This window comes from Streptomyces sp. DH37, from assembly GCF_029813835.1.
In the GTDB taxonomy this organism is placed as follows: Bacteria; Actinomycetota; Actinomycetes; order Streptomycetales; family Streptomycetaceae; genus Streptomyces.
Map to the genome: position 1 here is coordinate 108,041 of NZ_JARVKV010000010.1, position 22,898 is coordinate 130,938.

Annotated in this window: 23 protein-coding genes; 10 read left to right on the forward strand and 13 right to left on the reverse strand. The window is 72.6% G+C overall.

Features of this window, described 5'->3' with window-relative positions; genetic code table 11:
- Positions 1–49 precede the first annotated feature (49 nt).
- The gene (locus QC029_RS08285) at positions 50–307 is read right to left on the reverse strand and encodes a WhiB family transcriptional regulator (protein ID WP_028427873.1); all 258 of its coding nucleotides are present in this window, start codon (positions 305–307) and stop codon (positions 50–52) included.
- A 316-nt stretch (positions 308–623) separates the two neighbouring features.
- Positions 624–1,592, reverse strand: a complete 969-nt coding sequence (locus tag QC029_RS08290) for a diacylglycerol kinase family protein (RefSeq protein ID WP_279554829.1) — start codon at positions 1,590–1,592, stop codon at positions 624–626.
- Between the two features lie 124 nt (positions 1,593–1,716).
- On the opposite strand from QC029_RS08290, the gene QC029_RS08295 reads away from it, so the two are divergent.
- Positions 1,717–2,166, forward strand: coding sequence for a hypothetical protein (locus tag QC029_RS08295; RefSeq protein ID WP_279554830.1), 450 nt, complete (start codon positions 1,717–1,719; stop codon positions 2,164–2,166).
- Positions 2,167–2,182: 16 nt separating this feature from the next.
- Here the strand turns inward: QC029_RS08295 and QC029_RS08300 are convergent, their stop codons facing one another.
- From QC029_RS08300 to QC029_RS08315, 4 genes are all read right to left on the reverse strand, one after another.
- On the reverse strand, positions 2,183–3,301 hold the full coding sequence (locus QC029_RS08300; protein ID WP_279554876.1) for an RNA polymerase sigma factor SigF: 1,119 nt from the start codon (positions 3,299–3,301) through the stop codon (positions 2,183–2,185).
- A complete protein-coding gene (locus tag QC029_RS08305) occupies positions 3,190–3,603 on the reverse strand; it encodes an anti-sigma regulatory factor (protein ID WP_093661399.1) in 414 nt (137 codons plus the stop codon). The genes QC029_RS08300 and QC029_RS08305 overlap by 112 nt, the downstream gene beginning before the upstream one ends.
- 242 nt (positions 3,604–3,845) lie before the next feature.
- Positions 3,846–4,376 (reverse strand): GNAT family N-acetyltransferase, encoded by a 531-nt coding sequence (locus QC029_RS08310; protein WP_279554831.1) that lies wholly within the window; start codon positions 4,374–4,376, stop codon positions 3,846–3,848.
- Positions 4,377–4,386: 10 nt separating this feature from the next.
- Positions 4,387–5,274: a pyridoxal-phosphate dependent enzyme gene (locus QC029_RS08315; RefSeq protein WP_279554878.1), complete on the reverse strand. Its 888-nt coding sequence runs from the start codon at positions 5,272–5,274 to the stop codon at positions 4,387–4,389.
- Between the two features lie 827 nt (positions 5,275–6,101).
- On the opposite strand from QC029_RS08315, the gene QC029_RS08320 reads away from it, so the two are divergent.
- The 3 genes from QC029_RS08320 to QC029_RS08330 all read left to right on the forward strand — a co-directional run bounded on the left by QC029_RS08320 (position 6,102) and on the right by QC029_RS08330 (position 8,033).
- A complete protein-coding gene (locus QC029_RS08320) occupies positions 6,102–6,512 on the forward strand; it encodes a DUF2267 domain-containing protein (RefSeq protein WP_279554832.1) in 411 nt (136 codons plus the stop codon).
- A 147-nt stretch (positions 6,513–6,659) separates the two neighbouring features.
- The gene (locus tag QC029_RS08325; protein ID WP_279554833.1) at positions 6,660–7,010 is read left to right on the forward strand and encodes a hypothetical protein; all 351 of its coding nucleotides are present in this window, start codon (positions 6,660–6,662) and stop codon (positions 7,008–7,010) included.
- Between the two features lie 63 nt (positions 7,011–7,073).
- Entirely contained in the window at positions 7,074–8,033 is a 960-nt protein-coding gene (locus QC029_RS08330) for an ADP-ribosylglycohydrolase family protein (protein WP_279554834.1), read from the forward strand.
- A gap of 156 nt (positions 8,034–8,189) precedes the next feature.
- On the opposite strand, the gene sodN is transcribed toward QC029_RS08330, so the two are convergent.
- The gene (sodN, locus tag QC029_RS08335) at positions 8,190–8,585 is read right to left on the reverse strand and encodes a superoxide dismutase, Ni (RefSeq protein WP_279554835.1); all 396 of its coding nucleotides are present in this window, start codon (positions 8,583–8,585) and stop codon (positions 8,190–8,192) included.
- Between the two features lie 166 nt (positions 8,586–8,751).
- On the opposite strand from sodN, the gene sodX reads away from it, so the two are divergent.
- Positions 8,752–9,168 (forward strand): nickel-type superoxide dismutase maturation protease, encoded by a 417-nt coding sequence (gene sodX, locus QC029_RS08340; RefSeq protein WP_279554836.1) that lies wholly within the window; start codon positions 8,752–8,754, stop codon positions 9,166–9,168.
- Here sodX and QC029_RS08345 read toward each other — a convergent pair.
- A complete protein-coding gene (locus QC029_RS08345; protein WP_279554837.1) occupies positions 9,087–9,701 on the reverse strand; it encodes a CGNR zinc finger domain-containing protein in 615 nt (204 codons plus the stop codon). The genes sodX and QC029_RS08345 overlap by 82 nt on opposite strands.
- A 98-nt stretch (positions 9,702–9,799) precedes the next feature.
- On the opposite strand from QC029_RS08345, the gene QC029_RS08350 reads away from it, so the two are divergent.
- Entirely contained in the window at positions 9,800–10,600 is an 801-nt protein-coding gene (locus QC029_RS08350) for a trans-aconitate 2-methyltransferase (RefSeq protein WP_279554838.1), read from the forward strand.
- A gap of 80 nt (positions 10,601–10,680) precedes the next feature.
- On the opposite strand, the gene QC029_RS08355 is transcribed toward QC029_RS08350, so the two are convergent.
- Complete coding sequence (locus QC029_RS08355) at positions 10,681–11,886, reverse strand: NADP-dependent malic enzyme (protein WP_279554839.1); 1,206 nt, start codon at positions 11,884–11,886, stop codon at positions 10,681–10,683.
- A 556-nt stretch (positions 11,887–12,442) separates the two neighbouring features.
- On the opposite strand from QC029_RS08355, the gene QC029_RS08360 reads away from it, so the two are divergent.
- The 4 genes from QC029_RS08360 to QC029_RS08375 all read left to right on the forward strand — a co-directional run bounded on the left by QC029_RS08360 (position 12,443) and on the right by QC029_RS08375 (position 16,350).
- The gene (locus QC029_RS08360) at positions 12,443–13,423 is read left to right on the forward strand and encodes an ABC transporter substrate-binding protein (RefSeq protein WP_279554840.1); all 981 of its coding nucleotides are present in this window, start codon (positions 12,443–12,445) and stop codon (positions 13,421–13,423) included.
- An 81-nt stretch (positions 13,424–13,504) separates the two neighbouring features.
- Positions 13,505–14,461, forward strand: coding sequence for an amino acid ABC transporter permease (locus QC029_RS08365; RefSeq protein ID WP_279554879.1), 957 nt, complete (start codon positions 13,505–13,507; stop codon positions 14,459–14,461).
- On the forward strand, positions 14,458–15,231 hold the full coding sequence (locus QC029_RS08370; RefSeq protein WP_279554841.1) for an amino acid ABC transporter ATP-binding protein: 774 nt from the start codon (positions 14,458–14,460) through the stop codon (positions 15,229–15,231). The genes QC029_RS08365 and QC029_RS08370 overlap by 4 nt, the downstream gene beginning before the upstream one ends.
- A 156-nt stretch (positions 15,232–15,387) precedes the next feature.
- The gene (locus QC029_RS08375) at positions 15,388–16,350 is read left to right on the forward strand and encodes a zinc-binding dehydrogenase (RefSeq protein ID WP_279554842.1); all 963 of its coding nucleotides are present in this window, start codon (positions 15,388–15,390) and stop codon (positions 16,348–16,350) included.
- Between the two features lie 79 nt (positions 16,351–16,429).
- On the opposite strand, the gene QC029_RS08380 is transcribed toward QC029_RS08375, so the two are convergent.
- The 4 genes from QC029_RS08380 to QC029_RS08395 form a co-directional block, all read right to left on the reverse strand.
- Positions 16,430–17,569 carry a PadR family transcriptional regulator gene (locus QC029_RS08380; RefSeq protein WP_279554843.1) on the reverse strand — a complete coding sequence of 380 codons (1,140 nt, stop codon included), beginning with the start codon at positions 17,567–17,569 and terminating at the stop codon, positions 16,430–16,432.
- Between the two features lies 1 nt (position 17,570).
- Positions 17,571–18,476: a DUF4097 domain-containing protein gene (locus QC029_RS08385; protein ID WP_279554844.1), complete on the reverse strand. Its 906-nt coding sequence runs from the start codon at positions 18,474–18,476 to the stop codon at positions 17,571–17,573.
- Positions 18,477–18,644: 168 nt separating this feature from the next.
- Positions 18,645–18,824 carry a DUF6104 family protein gene (locus tag QC029_RS08390; RefSeq protein ID WP_279554845.1) on the reverse strand — a complete coding sequence of 60 codons (180 nt, stop codon included), beginning with the start codon at positions 18,822–18,824 and terminating at the stop codon, positions 18,645–18,647.
- Between the two features lie 116 nt (positions 18,825–18,940).
- Positions 18,941–22,765, reverse strand: a complete 3,825-nt coding sequence (locus QC029_RS08395; protein ID WP_279554846.1) for a multifunctional oxoglutarate decarboxylase/oxoglutarate dehydrogenase thiamine pyrophosphate-binding subunit/dihydrolipoyllysine-residue succinyltransferase subunit — start codon at positions 22,763–22,765, stop codon at positions 18,941–18,943.
- Positions 22,766–22,898: the final 133 nt, after the last annotated feature.

A 22,898-nucleotide genomic window follows, 5' to 3' on the forward strand; every position in this document is an offset into this window, starting at 1 on the left:
GTGGGCACTGCGCGCTGCGGCTCGGGGGCAGCAGGTGGCGGGGTGGGCGTCAGGCAGTGGCCTTGCGCGCCCGGTTGCGGGCGGCGCGGCGCTTCATAGCGCGGCGCTCGTCCTCGCTGAGGCCACCCCAGACACCGGAGTCCTGGCCGGACTCCAGGGCCCACTGCAGGCACTGCTCCATCACGGGGCAGCGGCGGCAGACGGCCTTGGCTTCCTCGATCTGCAGCAGCGCAGGACCGGTGTTGCCGATGGGGAAGAAGAGCTCGGGGTCTTCCTCGCGGCAAACGGCGTTGTGACGCCAGTCCATGGCTGCTCCATCTCCTACGCGTTGCGGTAGTTGCTTGTGAATGTGAACGCTTTCACGAATCCCTCCGCAAGGGAAGGGGCAGCGCCCGGCTTCGCCGGGAGTGTCCCGAGGGATGAGGAGGTGGATTCGGGGCTCTCAAGGGGGTCGGCGTCGACCGTCCCGATCGCCATGAAGAGACTCGCAAACCTCGGCGGCGGATACAACCCCTTCCGGAAAGTTTTTTTTGATTCCTTGGTGTCAACTAGGTCACAGCCGTACTTCCAGGGGGTGGAAGCTGGCCTAAACGTTCGAGTGAAAGGACTTTCACCACATCCACTTACACAATCACACGCAGTGCACGGCGTACGCCTGTGAACGTCACGCTCGTACGCAGTCCCAGGTGGTCACCGTCCATCTGAAACGGCAGCGGCACCTGCGAATCCAAGGTGAAGTCGGTGAGGTCGTGAAGGGAGACCGCGTGCTTGCCGTGCGGGCCCCGCTCGGGCGAGGAGGCCAGCAGCTGGGCCCCGTAGCGGGTCACCGCGGACGGGGTGAGCCGGGTCAGGCCGAGCACGTCGAGGGCGGTGTCGAAGGACGCCCGGGGGGCCGCGTACAGCGGGCGGTTGCCCAGGTAGCTCCAGGGCGCGGTGTTGCAGACTATGGACAGCGCCAGGTCCTCGACCGGCTCCTCGTCCGGCCGCCGGAGGGTGATCGTCCCGTGGCGGCGGTACGGGTCCCCCAGGAACTGCCGCACCACCTGACGCACGTAGAGGGCGTGCGTCGAACGCCTGCCGCGCTCGCGCATCTGCTCGACCCGGCCCACCACGCCCGCGTCGAAGCCGAGCCCCGCGCAGAAGGTGAACCAGCGGGGCGGCACCTCCGCGTCGTCCGTCCCCGGCGTGCCGGCCGCGAGGCCCAGGCCCACCGTGCGCTCGCTGCCCGCGTTCAGCGCGCCCAGCAGGGCGCCCGTGGCCTCCACCGCGTCGTTGGGCAGGCCGAGGGCGCGGGCGAAGACGTTGGTCGAACCCCCGGGCACGACCGCGAGGCGGGGGAGGACGTCGGGGGCGGGGCCGGCGTGCAGCAGCCCGTTGACGACCTCGTTGACCGTGCCGTCCCCGCCGAGCACGATGACCAGCTCGATCTCCCCGCGCTGCACCGCCTGCCGCCCCAGATCGCGCGCGTGGCCCCGGTACTCGGTGGTGGCGACCTCCAGCTTCAGGTCGCTGGCCAGGGCGTGGATGAGGACGTCGCGGGTGCGGGCACTGGTGGTGGTGGCTGCCGGGTTGACCACGAGGAGCGCGCGCATGGTGTGCAGCGTACCCACCCCCGCGCGCTCGAGACGGACGGGCTCGGAGCGGCCGGCGGGTGGGCTGCGGCCGGGCCGCGGCCGGTCGGAGGGTCGGGGGAGTCCGCCCCGCTACCCTGGCTGGGTGACCACGGACGCATCCTCCGCCGAAGCCCCCCGCACCCCCGGATCCCCCCGGCCGGCGCGGATCACCGCCGCGGCCGTCCTGGTGGCGGTGCAGGGCGCTGTGGTCGCGGGCCTGGGGGCGGGCATGCTGGTGATGTTGCTGACCGGCAGCCGGGCCGACGACACGACGCAGGCCCTCGCCGGGGCCGCGACCGTGCTGGCACTGGCGGTGCTGCCGCTGGCCGCCGCGCGGGGGTTGTGGCTGCGGCGCCGGTGGAGCCGCGGACCGGCGGTGATCGTCCAGCTGATGGCGCTCCCGGTGGGCTGGCAGATGGCGCAGAACGGCGGCGTGTGGCTCGCCGCCGGAGCGGTCATCGCGCTCACCGCGCTGGCCGTGCTCGTCTGCCTGGTGAACCCGACGGCCACCGAGGCCCTGGGCATCGGCCCGCGCGAGCCCCGGGACGCCTGACCGGCGGGCCGGCGGGCTACTCCTCCACCAGCAGCCGGTCGCGCAGCTGCGCCAGGGTGCGGGCCAGCAGGCGCGAGACGTGCATCTGCGAGATGCCGACCTCCTGGGCGATCTGGGACTGGGTCATGTTGCCGAAGAAGCGCAGCAGCAGGATCTTCTTCTCGCGCGGCGGCAGCTCCTCCAGCAGCGGCTTGAGCGACTCCCGGTACTCCACGCCCTCCAGGGCGTCGTCCTCCGCGCCCAGGGTGTCCGCGACGGCCGGGGACTCGTCGTCGGTGTCCGGGACGTCGAGGGAGAGCGTGCTGTAGGCGTTCGCCGACTCCAGGCCCTCCAGGACCTCCTCCTCGGAGATCGACAGCCGCTCGGCCAGCTCGTGGACGGTCGGGGCGCGCCCGTGCTGCTGGGACAGCTCGGCGGTGGCCGTCGTCAGGGACAGCCGCAGCTCCTGGAGCCGGCGCGGCACCCGCACCGCCCAGCCCTTGTCGCGGAAGTGCCGCTTGATCTCGCCGACGACCGTCGGGGTGGCGTAGGTGGAGAACTCCACGCCGCGCTCCGGGTCGAAGCGGTCCACCGACTTGATCAGGCCGATCGTGGCGACCTGCGTCAGGTCGTCCAGCGGCTCGCCGCGGTTGCGGAAGCGCCGCGCCAGGTGCTCCACCAGCGGCAGGTGCATCCGCACCAGGATGTTGCGCAGTTCGGCCCGCTCGGGCGAGCCGGCCGGGAGACCGCGCAGTCTGACGAACAGGTCCCGTGCGCCGCTGCGGTCCTGCGGATCCGGCTGGCGGTGCACGTAGACGGCGCCTCCGCCGTCCCCGCCGCTGCCGCCGTCCCCGTCTGTGCCGTGCTGCTGGTTCTCCATGGCCCCCGCCCGCTCTGCCCGCTGATCAGGTTCGGCTGGATGAGGCCGTGCGTGCTGCTCGGGGATGACCGGGCCCGCCGCCTTCTCGTGGCGGCCCGTCCGCGTTTCGCTCTCCAGGTCGTTCACACCGACCCCCTTGTCCCGTACCGGCCCGTGTGCGCCGGTCACGGCGCCCCTGGGCCGGCGCCGCGCTTCTTGTGCAGGCTGATGCTGACCGTTCGATCCTCGGCCACGGCCGAGTCGACCTCGCCCGCCAGTGCGGAGAGCACCGTCCAGGCGAAGGTGTCGCGCTCGGGGGCGCGGCCGTCGGTGGTGGGCGCCGACACCGTCACCCACAGGGAGTCCCCGACGAGCTTGAACACGCAGCTCAGTACGCTGCCGGGGACCGCTTGCTGGAGCAGGATGGCGCACGCCTCGTCGACGGCGATGCGCAGATCCTCGATCTCGTCGAGGGTGAAGTCCAAGCGGGCCGCGAGACCGGCGGTGGCGGTACGCAGCACCGAAAGGTAGGCGCCCGCGGCGGGCAGCCGGACCTCGACGAAGTCCTGCGTCCCGGGCTCGCCTGCGATCTGGGACACCCTCACCTCCAAGGTGACACGAGCTGGTGGCTGCCGTGAACGCAGGTCCGGCAACCCTGTTGCAGTGGGTCAACGGACCGGCGCGGCAGATCGTTCGACTGCGACGCTATCGTGATCCGAGGCATGCTGTCGCCCGGGTCCGGAAGGGCACCCTTCCTGCGAACGTAACCCATAGTAAACACATGGGTACTGTCCGTGGCTAGGGGTCTGCGGTGCCGAATTCCGTACCGGTCACGCTGTGTTCACAGCGCTCCGGGACGCCCCGGTTGTTCCCCGTCCCCGGGATCCCCCGGCGCCCTTCCGGCGGCGAGGGCCCGCAGCGGCTCGCCGGAGAGGCGGAAGACCGTCCACTCGTCCATCGGCTCGGCGCCCAGCGACTTGTAGAAGCCGATGGCGGGCTCGTTCCAGTTCAGTACCCACCACTGGAACCGTTCGTAACCCCGTTCGACGCAGAGGCGCGCGAGTTCGGCCAGCAGCGCCCTGCCGTGGCCCGCGCCGCGCGCGGCGGGGCGGACGTACAGGTCCTCCAGGTACACCCCGTGCGTGCCGGTCCAGGTCGAGAAGTTGAGGAACCACAGGGCGAAGCCGACCGGCTCGCCGCTCCGGTCGTCCTCGGCGACCAGGGCGAAGACGGCCGGGTTCTCGCGGAAGAGGGCGTCGCGCAACTGCTCCTCGGTGGCCCTGGCCTCCTCCAGTGAGCGCTCGTACTCCGCCAGTTCGCGGATCATGGCGTGGATCGCCGGGACGTCGGCGGGGGCCGCTGGTCGGATCATGCCGTGAAGGCTAGCCGGTGACCACGGCGGCCACCGTCGCTCCGGCGGGGAAGGCGCCCTCCCCGGCCAGGGCCGTCAGGCCGTACAGGACCTTGGCGACGTACACGCGGTCCAGGCCGGGCAGCCCGTGCCGGGCGGCGAAGTCCGCGGCGAAGGACTCCAGCGCGTCGGTGGTGCGGGCGAAGCCGCCGCAGTGGAAGCGGTCCTCCACCGTCCAGTCGCCGCGGCGCCCGCCGAAGGCGGCGTACTGGAGACGCTCCACGTCCCCGGCGAGGAAGCCGCCCCGCAGGACGGAGAAGCCGATCGCGCGCTGCCCGTCCGCCAGGCCGGCGGCCAGTCCGGCGAGGGTGCCGCCGGTGCCGCACGCGACGGCCACCACGTCGGCGGCCCCGCGCAGTTCCCGTCCCAGCTCCGCGGCGCCCCGCACGGCCTCGGCGTCGCTGCCGCCCTCCGGTACGAGGCGGAAGGGCCCGAAGCGGTCGCGCAGCGTGTCCGTCCACTCCGGATCGTTCCTGCGGCGGTACGCCGCCCGCGTCACGAAGTGCAACCGCATGCCGTCCGCGGCGCAGCGCGCCAGGGAGGCGTTCAGGGGCCGGCCGGCGAGTTCCTCGCCCCGTACGACCCCGATCGTGGACAGTCCCAGCAGGCGCCCGGCGGCGGCCGTGGCGCGCAGGTGGTTGGAGTACGCCCCGCCGAAGGTCAGCAACGTGCGGTCGCCGGCCAGCGCGGCGGCGCGCAGGTTGGGCACGAGCTTGCGCCACTTGTTGCCGACGAGGTCCGGGTGGATCAGGTCGTCGCGCTTGAGCAGCAGGCGCACGCCGCGGCGCGCGAAGCGCTCGTCGGCGACCTCCGTCAGGGGGGAGGGGAGGCGGGGGGCGAGTGCGTCCAGGGCCGCCAGGGGGTCTGAGGAGCCGGAGGAGCCGGAGGAGCCGGAGGAGCCGGGGGAGCCGGAGGGGCCGGGGGAGCCGGGGAAGCCGGAGAGAGGGGTCGCGCTGCTCACTCCGCCATTGTCGCGTCGGTGTGGCACCCCGTGTCACCCCCGGGAGCGCGGTGGGTGCCGTGCGGGCGCCTCCGGGGCCGTCGGCCGCCCCGCCCCTCCGGCGGTCCCGGGATTGCGGTTGTGACGGCGGCTGTCCGTGCGCCGGCGGCGCGGCCCTCACCGGAGCGGCGCGGCGGTCGTCCCGTGCCCCGCCGAAGCGGCGCGCTCCGCCGCCGACGCGCAGGACCGCGGCTCCGCTTCGCCCGCCGCGGCCCCGTGTGAGATCCGTCATACGACGCATCGGACTTTTCCTCCCCCACTTCCCGCACGCCGCCGAACCGGGCGCACGGAGGGGGAGGAAGCCGAGGTCAGCGCCGTGGCGCACCGGTGTGCCGAGCCGCGGCGCAGGGCCGCTGCCGCGCGGCGCCGCCGGAGGGCGCCCGTACGCCTTCGCGAACACCGGCATCCCTTCCGTATGAAAGCGCTTTTCCCGGGCACATGGGTGTACGCCCCGGTCGATGGAAGCCCGCTGTCGCGCCTCCCCGAGATCAGGGCTGATACGAGGTGGCTGCGTTGCTCTGAGCCGACTGTTGTCAAGTTTTCTTGACCTGAGCTATACAGATGGGCGGAGGGCATTGCACTCAGTGCCGCACCGCCGGCTGCTCCGCGCTCCTGGCGGGGCGGTGGGCGACGGCCCGTGCCGACCACCTCACCGGTACCAGTCAGTACGGAAGGGGAGATGGACCATGCGGTGGAGCGAGTTCGTGGCGAGGGTTCGTGAGCGGGGGCAGTACCCGACGGCCAAGGAGGCCGAGAGCGTCTCCCGGATCGTGCTCTCGGCCCTCGGCGGTCACCTCACCGGCGCGGAGCGAACGGAACTGGCCGTCCGCCTCCCCCAGGAGGGCATGCGCGTACTGACCGACCAGCTCAAGGTCACCAAGCCGCTCAGCGGCGCGCAGTTCGTCGACAGCGTCGCGGCGCGCATCGAGGGCGCCACCCCGGCGACCGCGCGGTGGGACGTCAGCTCCGTGCTGAGCGTCGTCGCCGAACTCGCCGACGACGACCTGCTCGACCGGATCATCGACCGGCTTCCGCCCGGCTACGCCCTGCTGTTCGGGCGTGCGCAGCTCGCCCGCCGGGCCTCCCAGCTCGTCTGAGCACGGACGGACAGTCGGCCGGGCCGGCGGCCCGCAGCGATTCCCCGCGCTGCGGGCCGCCGGCCTGACGGCGTCCGGGACCCGGGGCCGGACCGGGCCGGATCGAGTGGAGGGGACCGGCCGGCCTCCTTCGGGCCCGACGGGGTCGTGCCGGAACCCGGCGTCCGCGACGGGCTGCGGCAGCAGCACGGCTTCGTCCACGGCTTCGTCCACGGCTTCGTCCACGGCGGAGCGCCCTCCCACGCGGCGGACGCCGCCACCCCCGCGGGCGGCGCCGCGCTCGACTCCCGGGTGCTGACCGGCGGCCTCACACCGCCCACCTCGGCCCGGCGCGCGGCGGGACGCTCCGCGCCACCGCCCGCGCCGTCCGCTCCGGACGGCGGCAGGCCGTGCGCCGCTGCGGGAGGGATCCCTGTGCTCGACGGCGGGGCCGGAAGCGGGGAACCGGCGCCGTGCGCCGTCGCGCAGGGGACGGCCGTCGCCGCCCGGGCCGGGTGAGGGGTATCCCGCGGGGCCGGTGGGGAGTGGCGCCGGACGGGCCCACCCGCGAGCATGGCCGGCATGACGGACGCAGGGGGAACGGAGGCCGGACGGGACGGCGTGCCCGCCGCGGCGCTGGACAGCCTGCGCGGCCTGGCGCTGGGCGACGGATTCGGGCAGCGGTGGTCCTTCCGCGAGCCGCGCGAGGCGGCCGGGATGATCCGGGCCCGCAGGATCCCGGACGAGGCGCCGTGGCACTGGACCGACGACACCGCCATGGCGCTGTGCGTGGTACGGGTGCTGCTGCGGGCGCGGGCGGTCGATCCGGAGGCGCTGGCACGCGAGTTCGCCGCGGCGTACGCGGCCGATCCGGGGCGGGGCTACGGCCGCGGCATGCACGAGCTGCTGCCGCGGCTCGCGTCCGACCCGGGCGGCTGGGAGGCCCGGGCGCGGGCGCTCTTCGGCGGCCGGGGCAGTCTCGGCAACGGCGCGGCCATGCGGGTCGCCCCGCTGGGCGCCTGGTTCGCCGGGGACCCGCAGCGCGCCGCCGCCGAGGCCGCCGCCTCGGCGGCCGTCACCCACGCCCACCCCGAGGGCGTCGCCGGGGCCGTGGCGGTCGCGGTGGCCGCCTCACTGGCCGCGGGCGGACGCGGCGGGGCGCCGGCGGCCCCGGAGGACCTGCTCGGCGAGACGGCCGGGGCCACGCCCGGGGGGCCCGTGCGCGACGGGCTGCTGGCCGCCGCCGCCCTGCCCGCCGGCACCCCGGCCCACCGCGCCTCCGACGTCCTGGGCAACGGGGCGCGCGTCCGCGCCTCGGACACCGTGCCGTTCGCGCTGTGGAGCGCCGCCCACCATTTGGACGACCTGGTCCCGGCACTGTGGAGCACGGCCGAGGGGCTGGGGGACGTGGACACCACCTGCGCCATCACCGGCGGCGTCGTGGCCGCCCGTACGGGCCTGCGGGCCGTCCCCGCGGCCTGGCGGGAGCTGTGCGAGCCCCTTCCGGACCCGGTGGACGCGCCGGACGGCGGGGCACGCTGAGGAAGGGCCGGGCCGGATCGGGGGCCCGGGCGGGGGAGCCCCGGGGAAAGGGCCGCACCCGGACCGCCGCGGGTCCCGGGTGCGGAACCCGGCGGGCCGGGTGCGGAAGGAAGGACCGGTGGGTCCGGAGGGACGCGGGCCGGGGCCCGGTCCGGGTCAGGCCTTCTTGGTCTCCCAGAAGATCTTGTCGATCTCGGCGATGAGGTCCAGCAGCTTCTGGCCCGTCGCCGGGTCGGTGGAGGCCTTGGCGGCCGAGGCGGCCTTGAGGGCGTCGTTCACCAGCTGGTGGAGCTGCGGGTACTTCTCGAAGTGCGGGGCCTTGAAGTAGTCGCTCCACAGCACCGAGATGTGGTGCTTGGCGAGCTCGGCCCGGTTCTCCTTGATGTACGTCGCACGCGCCCGGTAGTGCGGGTCGTCGTTCGCCTGGTACTTCTCCTGGATGGCCTTGACCGACTCGGCCTCGATGCGGGCCTGGGCCGGGTCGTAGACGCCGCAGGGAAGGTCACAGTGGGCGCTGACCTTCACCTTGGGGGCGAACAGGCGGGAGAGCATAGAGCTGTCCTTCCTCGTGATCGTCTTCTCACATGTGAGATTACTCCGTGAGGAACGCCTTTTCGCGTGCGCCCCCACCCGTCTAGGACAAAAGTCCGAGGGGTACGGGGACGACCCGGGAAGCGGGGAGGCGGAGGCGCGAGGACGAGGACCGGAGGTGCGGCGTATGCCGGAGCGGGTGGACGAGCAGGAGGGCCGCGGGCTGCTGCGGATCGGGCTGGCCGAGGTCTACAACCCGTCGATGGAACCGACGCTGCGCCCCGGCGACCTGCTGGTGGTGCGCTACGGGGGAGTGGTGCGGCCCGGGCACGTGGTCGTGGTGCGGCACCCCTTCCAGCACGACCTGCTGATCGTCAAGCGTGCCGTGGGACGGCGCGCGGGCGGCTGGTGGGTGCGGGGCGACAACCCGGCGGTGCGCAACGACAGCCGCGAGTTCGGGGTGGTGCCCGACGAGCTCGTGGTGGCGCGGGCGTGGGTGCGGCTGCGGCCCCTGCGGCGGGTTCAGCGCACCCCCGGCGCGCTGCTCGGCTGGCTCTTCTCGGCGGTGCGGCCGCTGCTCTCCAGGCGTTTGCGGGCCCGGTAGGCGGCGACGTTGGCGCGGGTCGCGCAGCGGTCCGAGCAGTAGCGCCGGGAGCGGTTGGTCGAGGTGTCCAGGTAGGCGTTGCGGCAAGGGTCGGCCTGGCAGATGCCCAGCCGGTCCACGCCCAGGTCGGTGAGGTGGAAGGCCAGCCCCATGCAGGCCACGGCCGCGTACCCGGCCGTGGCGTTGGCGGGGTGGTCGGCCAGGTGCAGGTGCCAGCGGGGGCGGCCGTCGTCGTCCAGGTAGTCGTGGCCGGAGATCTGGGGACTGGCCGGGAACTCCATCAGCAGGGCGTTGAGCAGGTCCACGGCCCTGGTCTCGTCCCCCTCCGAGGCGGCCGTGAAGACCGCGCGCAGCCGTGTGCGCACGCCCCGCAGCCGGGTCACGTCGGCCTCCGTGGCGCGCCGTGCGGCGGCCTGGCCGGGGCCGAAGAGGGCGCGTACGGCCTCGACCGAGGTGAGCGCGTCCTCGCCGCGCTGCGGCTGCTCGGTGTTGACCAGCCGCACGGCGTAGTCCGAGTAATAGTTCAGTTCCACTTGTGGTCCTTACGGATGCGCTCTATGGTCGGGGCCGGGACAAGTAAGGGTTGTCCGCAGAACCAGACTATTACGCATCAGGGACGCAGGGGGTTGCCGTGGCAGAGGCGGAAGCGGGGACGAGGGCGGGCGCGGCCGTGCGCACGGACTGGCGCCGCTGGCAGGAGAGCTGGGACCGGCAGCAGGAGTGGTACCTGCCCGACCGCGAGGAGCGGTTCCGGACGATGCTCGACACGGTCGAGGCGCTGGTGGGCACCGCGCCGAAGGTGCTGGACCTGGCCTGCGGCACGGGAAGCATCTCCGACCGGCTGCTGCGCCGGTTCGCCGGGGCCACCAGCACCGGGGTCGATCTCGACCCGGCCCTGCTGACCATCGCGCGCGGGTACTTCGCCGCCGACTCCCGCGTCGCCTTCGTCACCGCCGACCTGCGGGACCCGCGGTGGACCGACGCCCTGCCGCACCGCGCCTACGACGCCGTGCTCACCTCCACCGCGCTGCACTGGCTGCGCACCGACGAGCTGCGGACGCTGTACGGACAGCTCGCGGGCGTCCTGCGGGAGGGCGGGGTCCTCCTCAACGCCGACCACATGCCCGATCCCGCCACGCCCCGGATCAACGAGGCCGTGGACGCCTTCCACCGGGCGCGGCGCGAACGCGAGAAGGCCGCGGGCACGCAGGACTGGGCGGACTGGTGGGCGTCGGCCGCCGCCGACCCGGCGCTGGCGGAGCCGGCCGCCGAGCGCTTCCGCATCTTCGGCGACCCGGTCGCGGGGGACCACTCCGACGGCGAGGCGCAGTCCGCCGCCTGGCACGTGGACGCGCTGCGCGCGGCGGGCTTCGCCGAGGCGCGCACGGTGTGGGCGTCGCCGGCCGACGCGATGGTGCTCGGGCTGAGGTGACCGGGGAACGACCCGTAAGCGACCGGGTGCAGCCGCGGCGCGGTCCGCGGCCTCGTCGGAGGCCGCTCACTCGGCTCGGCTCAGCGCCGCGCCACGCCCTCCGCGCGGGCGGCGGCGGCGACGGCGGCGGTCACGGCCGGGGCGACCCGCTCGTCGAAGGGCGAGGGGATCACGCGGTCGGCGCTCAGCTCGTCGGCGACCACCGCGGCCAGCGCCTCGGCGGCGGCCAGCTTCATGCCCTCGGTGATCCGCGAGGCCCGCACCTGGAGGGCGCCCGCGAAGATGCCGGGGAAGGCGAGGACGTTGTTGATCTGGTTCGGGTAGTCGCTGCGGCCGGTGGCGACGACCGAGGCGTACCTGCGGGCGACGTCCGGGTGGATCTCCGGGGTGGGGTTGGCCATGGCGAAGACGAAGGCGTCCTCCGCCATCCTCGAGACGGCCTCCTCGGGGACCGTGCCCCCGCTGACGCCGATGAAGACGTCCGCGCCGTCCAGCGCCGACTCCAGCGACCCGCTCAGGCCCGCCTTGTTGGTGAAGCCCGCCAGCTCCCGCTTGACGTCGGTGAGGTCGGTGCGGTCGGCCGAGACGATGCCCTTGCGGTCGCAGACCGCCACGTCGCCGATGCCCGCCTCCACCAGGATCCTGGCGATGGCCACGCCGGCCGCGCCCGCGCCGGAGATGACGGCCCGCAGCTCGCCGAGCGCGACCCCGCGCAGCCGGGCGGCGTTGCGCAGCGCGGCGAGGGTGACGACCGCCGTGCCGTGCTGGTCGTCGTGGAAGACCGGGATGTCCAGGCGCTCCTGGAGCCTGCGCTCGATCTCGAAGCAGCGGGGGGCGGAGACGTCCTCCAGGTTGATGCCGCCGAAGGAGGGCGCGAGCCGGACGACGGTCTCCACGATCTCGTCCACGCCGGTGCAGTCCAGCGCGATCGGCACCGCGTCGACGCCGCCGAACTGCTTGAAGAGGATCGCCTTCCCCTCCATCACCGGCAGGGACGCCTGCGGGCCGATGTCGCCCAGGCCCAGCACCGCGGTGCCGTCCGTGACGACCGCGACGACCTGGGACTTCCAGGTGTAGTCGTGGACCAGGTCCGGCTGCTCGGCGATGGCGCTGCACACCTTGGCCACACCCGGTGTGTAGGCCAGGGAAAGGTCGTCCGCGTCCCGCACCGGCACGGTCGCCCGGACCGCCATCTTGCCGCCGCGGTGCAGGGCGAACGCCGGATCGATGGCCGGCTCGACGCCGTCGTCCAGCTCGCCCTGGGAATTGACGATCTCCGCTGCCACTGTTCTGACCCCTTTGTTGAATTCCTTGTCGAGGGCGGCCGCTGCCTGGTCGAGGAGCGGGCGGGCACCGCGCCCGCGGCCCGTCCGGCGGATGGGGCCGCCGTCGGGGGAGAAACGGACGCCGGGCACGTCGCACACATGCCCTGGTCCCCGGGTGAGGGGTGTAACTGCTCTTTCTACCGGATGAGCGCCACCGCGCACGAATGTCTTTCGTCTCAGTGGCTGCCCGCGAAGTGCGCCGGGCATGGGGGCATGCTGGGCAAAGAGCCTGTAGGAAGGCTGGAAGACCGCTTAACACCCCAGGAGGGGAGTGACGAAGCTCTCTTCGCGCGCGCCAGTGCTCATACGAGCGGTCCGGGCGGGTGGGCGCGAGGGCCCGCGCGGTGTCGGCCGACGATCGTTCCCGGCCACCCGTTATCCGATTTTGACATGGTTGGCATCCTGGCCTCAGGTGTCCGGATGGCAAGATTCCCTTCATCCCGCAGTGTCGCGGCGCGCCCAGGGCGTGGCCGGCCGACCACCGGACACTCCACATCACCCCGCAGGAGGACCACCCATGACCGCACGCACCACCCGCCCCCTGCCCCCGGTGGATGGCTCCCGCCGGCCGTCCGCGCGCCGCCGTCTCACCGCGGTCGCGGCCGTCGCGGCCGCCGGCTCCCTGCTGCTGACCGCGTGCGGCGACCAGACGGACAAGGGCGGCGAGGGCGGCGGCGACACGAAGTCCCAGGGCTCCCAGGCGCCGCTGTTCGACAAGCTCCCCCAGAACATCCAGTCCGCGGGCGTCATCAAGGTCGGCTCGGACATCGCGTACGCGCCGGTCGAGTTCTACGACGAGAACGACCAGATCGCCGGCATCGACCCGGACCTGGGCGCGGCCCTGGGCAAGCAGCTCGGCGTCGAGTTCGAGTTCAGCAACGGGACCTTCGACGGGCTGATCACCGGTCTGAACTCCGGCCGCCACGACGTGATCATGTCGGCGATGACCGACACCAAGCAGCGCCAGGAAGGCCTCGACGACAAGGGCAAGAAGGTCGGCGAGGGCGTCGACTTCGTCGACTACTTCCGGGCCGGCTCCACGATCCTGGTCAAGAAGGGCAACCCCGAGGGCATCAAGAGCCTGGACGACCTCTGCGGCCGGACCGTCGCGCTCCAGCGCGGCACGGCGAACGAGGAGCTCGCCGAGGCGCAGAACGAGAAGTGCGACAAGCCGATCAAGATCCTCGCCTTCGACAAGGACACCGAGGCGCTGCTCCAGGTCAAGCAGGGCCGCGCGGTCGCCGACATCAACGACTACCCCGTCGCCGCGTACAACGCCAAGACCTCCGGCGGCGGCAACGACTTCGAGGTCGTCGGCGACCAGATCGACGCCGCCCCCTACGGCATCGCCGTCAGCAAGGAGGACACCCAGCTGCGCGACGCCATCAAGGCCGCCCTCGACGCCATCATCGAGAACGGCGAGTACCAGAAGGTCCTGGAGAAGTGGGAGGTCACCAACGCCGCGGTCGAGGAGGCCACCGTCAACGGCGGCAAGTGAGCCGTACCGGATCCCGCAGCTCCACAGCAAAGGTAACTCTCCGTGTCCGAACCTGAAGACAAGACCCCGGTCCCGGTGTCCATCGCCAAGGACGACGGCGCCGGGCCGGGCGGCGCGGGGCCGGCGGCCAAGAGCTCCCCGGTCCCGCCCGAGGCCATCAAGGCCATCCCGGTACGCCACTACGGCCGCTGGATAAGCGCCGTGATCGTGCTCGTCCTGCTCGGCCTGGTGGTGGCGGCCTTCGTCAACGCCGACATCACCTGGCCGACGGTGGGCCGCTACCTCAACCACGAGACGATCCTCACGGGCGCGGTCAACACCCTGTGGATCACCCTGCTCGCCATGCTCATGGGCGTGGTGCTCGGCACGGTCCTCGCGGTGATGAGGCTCTCGAAGAACCCGGTGATGTCGTCCGTCGCCTGGGGCTACATCTGGGTCTTCCGCGGCACTCCCGTCCTGGTGCAGCTGCTGATCTGGTACAACCTGGCGCTGATCTTCCCGATCCTGGACCTGGGCTTCTACCGCGACGAGATGAACGACGTGATGACGCCGTTCCTCGCCGCGCTGCTGGGCCTGGGCCTGAACGAGGCCGCCTACATGGCCGAGATCAGCCGGGCGGGCATCCAGTCGGTGGACGAGGGCCAGACCGAGGCGGCCCACGCGCTCGGCATGACCGGCTCCCGCACCATGCGCCGCATCGTGCTGCCGCAGGCCATGCGGGTCATCATCCCGCCGACGGGCAACGAGTTCATCAACATGCTCAAGACCTCGTCGCTGGCCTACGCCATCCAGTACGGCGAACTGCTGCTGTCGGCCACCAAGATCTCCTCGCGCAACCTCTCGGTGATGGAGCTGCTGCTGGTGGCGACCGTCTGGTACCTGGTGCTCACCACCATCTTCAGCATCGGCCAGTACTACCTGGAGCGCCACTTCCAGCGCGGGTCGTCCCGCAGCCTGCCGCCCACCCCGTGGCAGCGGGTGAGGAAGAGCCTCACCTCGTTCCGCACGCCGAGCCAGGTGGGAGGGAAGACGGTATGACCACCTCCACTGTCCCGATGGTGAAGGCGGAGGGCGTCCACAAGTCCTTCGGCCACGCCCACATCCTCAAGGGCATCGACCTGGAGGTCGCCCCGGGGGAGGTGTTCTGCCTGGTCGGCCCGTCCGGCTCCGGCAAGTCCACCTTCCTGCGCTGCATCAACCACCTGGAGAAGATCAGCGCCGGGCGGCTGTCGGTCGACGGCCGCCTCGTCGGCTACCGGCAGAAGGGCGACAGGCTCTACGAGCTCAAGGAGCGCGAGGTCGCCGCCCAGCGCCGCGACATCGGCATGGTCTTCCAGCGCTTCAACCTCTTCCCGCACATGACCGCGGTGGAGAACGTCATGGAGGCGCCCGTCCAGGTCAAGGGCGAGTCCCGGGCGGCCGCCCGGGAGCGGGCCCTGAGGCTGCTGGACCGCGTCGGGCTCGGCAACCGCGTCGGCAACTACCCCTCCCAGCTCTCCGGCGGCCAGCAGCAGCGCGTGGCCATCGCCCGCGCGCTGGCGATGGAGCCCAAGCTGATGCTCTTCGACGAGCCCACCTCGGCGCTCGACCCCGAGCTGGTCGGCGAGGTGCTCGACGTCATGCGCGACCTCGCCGAGGACGGCATGACGATGATCGTCGTCACCCACGAGATGGGCTTCGCCCGGGAGGTCGGCGACTCGCTGGTCTTCATGGACGACGGCGTGGTCGTGGAGTCGGGCCACCCGCGCGAGGTGCTGACCGACCCGCAGCACGAGCGGACGAAGGCGTTCCTGTCGAAGGTCCTCTGAGACGCGGACGCCGAGGCGGAGGCGGTACGGATCCCGGCCCGGGGCCCGTACCGCCTTCCGTTTCCCCGGTGCCCGCGGGCCGCCTCGCTGGTCAGCGGCGCGTGTCACACCGCCGCCCGGTTTCGCGACGGCCCCGCTCGGCCTAGGGTTCGGATCATGTTTGCTGCCTATGCCGCGCGCATCGACCGTGACCAGCCGCTGAACGGACTCGAGCTGGGCGAGCGTCCGGAACCGGACGTCCCGCTCGGCTGGACGACCGTCGACGTCAAGGCGGCGTCCCTCAACCACCACGACCTGTGGTCCCTGCGCGGCGTCGGCCTGGGCGAGGAGTCGCTGCCGATGATCCTCGGCTGCGACGCGGCCGGGGTGGACGCCGACGGCAACGAGGTCGTGCTGTACTCCGTCGTCGGCGCGACCGGCCACGGGGTCGGGCCGCGCGAGAGGCCCTCGATCCTGACCGAGAAGTACCAGGGCACCTTCGCCGAGCGGGTCGCCGTACCGCAGTGGAACGTGCTGCCCAAGCCGAAGGAGCTCTCCTTCGAGGAGGCCGCCTGCCTGCCGACGGCGTGGCTGACCGCGTACCGGATGCTCTTCACCAACGCCGAGGTGCGCCCCGGGGACTCCGTCTTGGTGCAGGGCGCGGGCGGCGGCGTCGCCACGGCGGCCATCGCGCTGGGCGCCGCGGCGGGCCTGCGGGTCTTCGCCACCAGCCGCGACGAGGCCAAGCGCAGGCGGGCCGAGGAGCTGGGCGCCGAGGGCGCGTTCGAGAGCGGCGCGCGGCTGCCGCACCGGATGGACGCGGTGATCGAGACGGTCGGCGCCGCCACCTGGTCCCACTCGGTGAAGTCCCTCAAGCCCGGCGGCAGGCTGGTCATCTCGGGCGCCACCAGCGGCCCGAACCCGCCCGCCACCGAGCTGAACCGGATCTTCTTCCTGGAGCTGAAGGTCGTCGGCTCCACGATGGGCTCCAAGGAGGAGCTGGCCGGGCTGCTGAACTTCTGCGCGGCCAAGGGCGTCCGCCCGGTGATCGACTCCGTCCTGCCGCTGGACCGGGCCCGCGAGGGCTTCGAGAAGATGGCGACGGGCGACCTCTTCGGCAAGATCGTCCTGACGGTCTGACGGTCTGACGGTCTGACGGTCTGACGGTCCGACGGGCCCGGTGGTCCTCCCCCGGCGCGGGGGAGGACCACCGCGTTTCCTACGCCTCCGGCCCGTCCGCGTCGCGCGACCGCAGCAGAGCGGCGATGCGCGCCGCCGCCGTGGACAGATGGCGGCGGGCCTCGCGCAACTGCTCCTCGCTCACCCCGTGGTCGCGGGCCGCGTCCCGCACGTCGTCGCGGAACCGGTCCAGCAGCCGCTCCAGATCGCGCCGCGGGTCGCCGGAGGGCGCGGCGGGCTCCTCGGCCCACTCCGGCGCCGGCGCGTCCTCCGGTGGTGCGTCCTCCGGCGGTGCGCCCTCCGCCGGTGCGTCCGCCGCCTCCGCCCGGGGGTCCGGCCCGGCGTGCGGCGGGCGGGGCGTGGTGTGGCCGGTGATCAGGCCGCTCAGGCCGCCCAGGTGCCTGCTCAGCTCCGACACGGCCGCGCGCACCGCGCCCTGCTGGGTGTGCGACTGCACCTGCTCCTGGACCTGGCGGATGATCCGCTGGGCGTCCTCCAGCGCGGCGTCCCGCGCCTGGCGCGCCCTGCGCGCCTGGTGCCTGGCCTGCTGGGCCTCCTGGCGGGCGCGGCGGGCCTGCTCCTTCCACTGCTCGCCCGCCCGGCGCATCTCCTCGCGCGCGGCCCGCAGCGCCTCCTGGTCGCCCCAGCCGCCCTCCCAGGCCTTCTCCCAGCCGGACGCGGACCCGCCCGCCGGGGCGTCCCCGGCGTTCCCGCCTCCCCCGATGTCCCAGATGTTTCCGATGTCCCCCATGTCGGCGGCATCCCCGGTGCCCCCGGCGTCCCCGGTCGCACTGCGGGTCCGCTCCGCCGCCTCGCGCATCTCGCGGCGCAGATCGCCGGCCGCGCCGCTCACGTCCTCGCGGATGTCGGCGGCCAGCGCCGCCAGCGACTGGTGGATCTCCAGCTCCAGCTCGGCCAGCTCGCCCTGCCGCTCGGCCAGCTCGGCGCGGCCCGCGTCGGTGAGGGAGTAGACCTTGCGGCCGCCCTCGGTGGTGTGGCTGACCAGGCCCTCGGCCTCCAGCTTGGCCAGCCGCGGGTAGACCGTGCCGGCCGAGGGCGCGTACAGCCCCTGGAAGCGCTCCTCCAGCAGCCGGATCACCTCGTAGCCGTGGCGTGGCGCCTCGTCGAGCAGTTTCAGCAGGTAGAGACGGAGTCGGCCGTGGGCGAAGACGGGGGGCATGTCACACGTCCTTACGGGGGGAGGGCTCGGCCGGCGGAGGCGTGCCGCCGGGTCCGTGGGGATCGCCGGCCTCCTCGCCGGCGTCCGGCTCCGGGCGGCGCAGCAGGGCGATCGAGCCGGAGACGGTGGTGGCGCGCAGCAGTCCGCCGCCCCGGCCGAGGGTGCCGGTGATCCGTCTGGCGCCCCACTGCCCGGAGACCCGCAGGTCCTCGAAGGCGCAGGAGACGGCGCCGCCGGCGGTGCCCGCGTCCACGACGGCGTCGGCCGGGTCCGGCAGCCGCAGGGCTATGCCGCCCGACACGGAGTTCAGCCGGACGTCGGTGCGCCGCCGCTCCCGGGCCGGGGCCAGGTCGACCACCATGTCGCCGCTGACCGAGTCGGCCCGCACCGACGAGCCGCCGCCGTCGATGACCGTCAGATCGCCGGAGACGGAGCTGAAGCGCAGGTCCCCCGTCACGCCCTGCGCCTCCACGCCGCCGGACACCGTGTCGGCCCGTACGTCGCCGCTCAGGCCCACCAGCGTGACGCCGCCGGTGATGCCGCGCACCTCGGCGCGTCCTCCGATGCCGGTGAGCACCGCGTCGGCCCCGATCACGCCGACCTCGACCCGGACACCGGCGGGCACGGCGAGCGACACGTCGGCGCTGTGCCGCCCGCCCTCGCGGTCGAGGAGGGTGAGGAAGCCCTTCCAGGGCAGGTCGTCGTAGGCGACCGTGAGGGTGCCGTCCTCCAGGCGGACGGTCAGCGGGGGGCCGGTGACGGCCCCGACCTCCAGCCGTGCGGGCGGGGCGCCGGTGCCGACGACGTTCACCGCGCCGCCCACGACGCGGACCCGCAGCGTGTGGACGTCCTCCTCGAAGACGAGCCCGCACGGCTCGTCCACGGACCACTCGGACCGGCCTGGCACGACGGCCTCCCCTGGTTCGGCGTACGACGACATATCGCGTCCCTGGGGAGACACGATATATCGCGGTGTGGGGAAGTCAAGGTCTCCCGGCGGCCCCGCGGCGGGCGGGCCGCCGGCCGTCCTCGGTCGTTCTCAGCCGTCCTCAGCCGGCCTCCTCGGTCGTCCTCCTCAGTCGTCGTCCTCGTCGTCCAGGCGCGCCAGCCAGGTCGCCAGCCGCTCGACGGGCACCTCGAAGTCCGGATTGAGGTCGACGAAGGTCCGCAGCTGCTCGGAGAGCCACTCGAAGGTGACCTCCTCCTCGCCGCGCCGCTGCGCCAGCTCCTCGATGCCGCGGTCGGTGAAGTACATGGATGCTCCCGGTCGGGTGGTGGTGCGTCGGTGGTACGGGCGTGGGGCCCGCACCGTCGTCACGACGGCACGGGCCCCACGGGGACCTGCGGACGGCGGCCGGCCGTCCCCGGACCTCAGAGGTCGAAGACCTCGTCGACGATCTGCTGCTGCTCGGCCTGGTGGCGCTTGGCGGAGCCGACCGCCGGGGAGGAGGACGACGGACGCGAGACCCGGCGCAGCCGGTCCGCGTTCGGGGCCTTCCCCGAGCCGATGAACAGGTCGAGGTGGTCCACCAGGTTGAGCGCGATGAACGGCCACGCGCCCTGGTTCGCCGGCTCCTCCTGGGCCCAGACGACCGTCGAGGCGTTGCCGTAGCGGGCCATCTCCGCCTGGATCTCCTTGCTGGGCAGCGGGTACAGCCGCTCCAGCCGGATGATCGCGGTGTCGGTCACGCCCCGCTTGCTCCGCTCGGCGGCGAGGTCGTAGTAGACCTTGCCGGAGCAGAAGACCACCTTGCGGACCTGGGCCGGATCGACCGAGGAGTCCCCGATGACCGGGCGGAAGCCGCCGGAGGTGAACTCCGCGGCCTTCGAGGTCGCCGCCTTGAGCCGGAGCATCGACTTCGGGGTGAAGACGATCAGCGGCTTGTGGTGCGGGTTGTGGACCTGCCAGCGCAGCAGGTGGAAGTAGTTCGACGGCAGGGTCGGCATCGCGACCGTCATGCTGTTCTGCGCGCACAGCTGGAGGAAGCGCTCGATCCGGGCCGAGGAGTGGTCCGGGCCCTGGCCCTCGTAGCCGTGCGGGAGCAGCAGCGTGACGCCGGAGGTCTGGCCCCACTTCTGCTCGGCCGAGGAGATGAACTCGTCCACGACCGTCTGCGCGCCGTTGACGAAGTCGCCGAACTGCGCCTCCCACATCACCAGCGCCTCGGGGCGGGCCAGGGAGTAGCCGTACTCGAAGCCCATCGCCGCGTACTCGCTCAGCAGCGAGTCGTAGACGTTGAAGCGGGCCTGGTCCTCGGAGAGGTACAGCAGCGGGGTGTAGTCCTCGCCGGTCTCCCGGTCCACCAGCACCGAGTGGCGCTGGCCGAAGGTGCCGCGGCGGGAGTCCTGGCCGGCCAGGCGGACGGGGGTGCCCTCCATCAGCAGCGAGCCGATGGCCAGGGTCTCGCCCATCGCCCAGTCGATCCTGTCCTCCTCCACCATCGCCGCGCGGCGCTGGAGCTGCGGCAGGAGCCGGGGGTGGACGGTGATCCGCTCGGGGATGTTGACCTGGGACTCGGCGATCCGCTTGAGGACCTCCGCGCTGACGCCGGTGTCCACCGCGACCGGGAACTCCGGCCGCGGGGCCGGGACCTCCGCCGGAGCCGGCTGGTTGGCGGCGTCGCGGACCTCGGTGAAGACCTTCTCCAGCTGCCCCTGGAAGTCCTGGAGCGCCTGCTCGGCCTCCTCCAGCGTGATGTCGCCCCGGCCGATCAGCGACTCGGTGTAGAGCTTGCGCACCGAGCGCTTCTTGTCGATCAGGTTGTACATCAGCGGCTGGGTGAAGTGCGGGTTGTCGGCCTCGTTGTGACCGCGGCGGCGGTAGCAGATGAGGTCGATCACCACGTCCTTGTTGAACGCCTGGCGGAACTCGAAGGCCAGCCGCGCCACGCGGACGCAGGCCTCCGGGTCGTCCCCGTTGACGTGGAAGACCGGCGCCTCGATCATCCGCGCCACGTCGGTGGCGTACATCGAGGAGCGCGCCGACTCCGGCGGGGCGGTGAAGCCGACCTGGTTGTTGATGACCACGTGCACGGTGCCGCCGGTGCGGTAGCCGCGCAGCTGCGACATGTTGAGGGTCTCGGCCACCACGCCCTGGCCCGCGAAGGCCGCGTCGCCGTGGAGCTGGACGGGCAGGACGGTGAAGTCGGTGCCGCCCTTGCCGATGATGTCCTGCTTGGCGCGGGCCACGCCCTCCACGACCGGGTCCACGGCCTCCAGGTGGGAGGGGTTGGCGGTGAGGGAGACCTTGATCTCCTCGCCGTCCAGGCCGGTGAAGGTGCCCTCGGCGCCCAGGTGGTACTTCACGTCGCCGGAGCCGTGCATCGACTTCGGGTCGAGGTTGCCCTCGAACTCCCGGAAGATCTGGGCGTAGGACTTGCCCACGATGTTGGCCAGCACGTTGAGGCGGCCGCGGTGGGCCATGCCGATGACGACCTCGTCCAGGCGCGCCTCGGCGGCGGCGTCCAGCACGGCGTCCAGCATCGGGATGACGGACTCGCCGCCCTCCAGGGAGAAGCGCTTCTGGCCGACGTACTTGGTCTGGAGGAAGACCTCGAACGCCTCGGCGGCGTTCAGGCGGCGCAGGATGCGCAGCTGCTCGTCACGCTCCAGCGAGGAGTGCGGGCGCTCGACGCGGTCCTGGATCCACTTGCGCTGCTTGGGGTCCTGGATGTGCATGTACTCGATGCCGATGGTGCGGCAGTACGAGTCGCGCAGCACGCCCAGGATGTCGCGCAGCTTCATCAGCGACTTGCCGGCGAAGCCGCCGACCGCGAACTCCCGCTCCAGGTCCCACAGGGTGAGCCCGTGCTCGGTGATGTCGAGGTCGGGGTGCTTGCGCTGCTTGTACTCCAGCGGGTCGGTGTCGGCCATGACGTGGCCGCGGACCCGGTAGGAGTGGATCAGGTCGAAGACGCGGGCGGCCTTGGTGACGTCGTCGTCGTGGGAGACGTCGATGTCGCGGAGCCAGCGGACCGGCTCGTAGGGGATGCGCAGCGCCTCGAAGATCTCGTCGTAGAAGTCGTTCTCGCCGAGCAGCAGCTGGTGCACGATCCGCAGGAACTCGCCGGAGGCGGCGCCCTGGATCACGCGGTGGTCGTAGGTGCTGGTCAGCGTCATGACCTTGGAGACGCCCAGCTTGTTCAGGGTGTCCTGCGAGGTGCCCTGGAACTCCGCCGGGTACTCCATCGCGCCGACGCCCAGGATCAGGCCCTGGCCCGGCATCAGACGCGGCACCGAGTGGACGGTGCCGATGCCGCCGGGGTTGGTCAGCGACGCGGTGACGCCGGAGAAGTCCTCCATCGTCAGCTTGTTGTTCCGGGCGCGGCGGACGATGTCCTCGTACGCCTGCCAGAACTCGAAGAAGGTCAGCGTCTCGGCCTTCTTGATGGCGGCCACGACGAGCTGGCGGTCGCCGTTGGGCTTCACCAGGTCGATGGCCAGACCGAGGTTGACGTGGTCGGGCTTGACCAGCGTCGGCTTGCCGTCCTTCTCGGTGTACGAGTAGTTCATCGACGGCATCGCCTTGAGCGCCTTGACCATGGCGTAGCCGATCAGGTGCGTGAAGGACACCTTGCCGCCACGGGCGCGCTTGAGGTGGTTGTTGATGACGATGCGGTTGTCGATCAGCAGCTTCACCGGGATCGCGCGCACCGACGTGGCGGTGGGCAGCTCCAGCGAGGCGTTCATGTTCCGGGCGACCGCGGCGGACGGGCCGCGCAGCGGCACGTACTCCGTACCGGTCTCCTGCCCGTCCCCGTCCCCGGCGGCGGGCTTCGCCGCGGGCGCGCTCTTCTTGGGGGCGGCCTCGGCGGCGGGCTTCGCGGCGGGCTCGCTCCTCCCGGGGGCGGGCTTCGCCGCGGGCGCCGGCACCGTCTTGGCGGCGGGCGCGGGCTGGGCCTGCTGAGGCTGAGCCTGCTGGGGCTGGGCCTGCCGGGACTGGGGGGCCTGTGGCGCCTGGGGCTCGGCCGCGGGCTTCGACGGGGTGGGGGCCGCGGCTCCCCCGGCGGCCTGCCCCGGCTTGTAGTCGGCGAAGAAGTCCCACCAGGCCCGGTCTACCGAGTTCGGGTCCTGGAGGTACTGCTGGTAGATCTCGTCGACGAGCCACTCGTTGGCACCGAAGCCGGCGGCGGGATTCTTCCCCTGCCCGTCCTGCTCGGTCGAGACGCTCGAAGTCTTTGGGGCCTGTGGCGACACGGCGGCAACCGCCCTCTTCCGCTTACCTGTGTGGGTGGACAGCAGAAATAAAGGCTACGCTCCCCCGGCCGTTCGGTGCAGTCGGCATGGGGTTTGCGTCGTCTAAGTCACATTCGGCGGTGCGTTTCGGCGT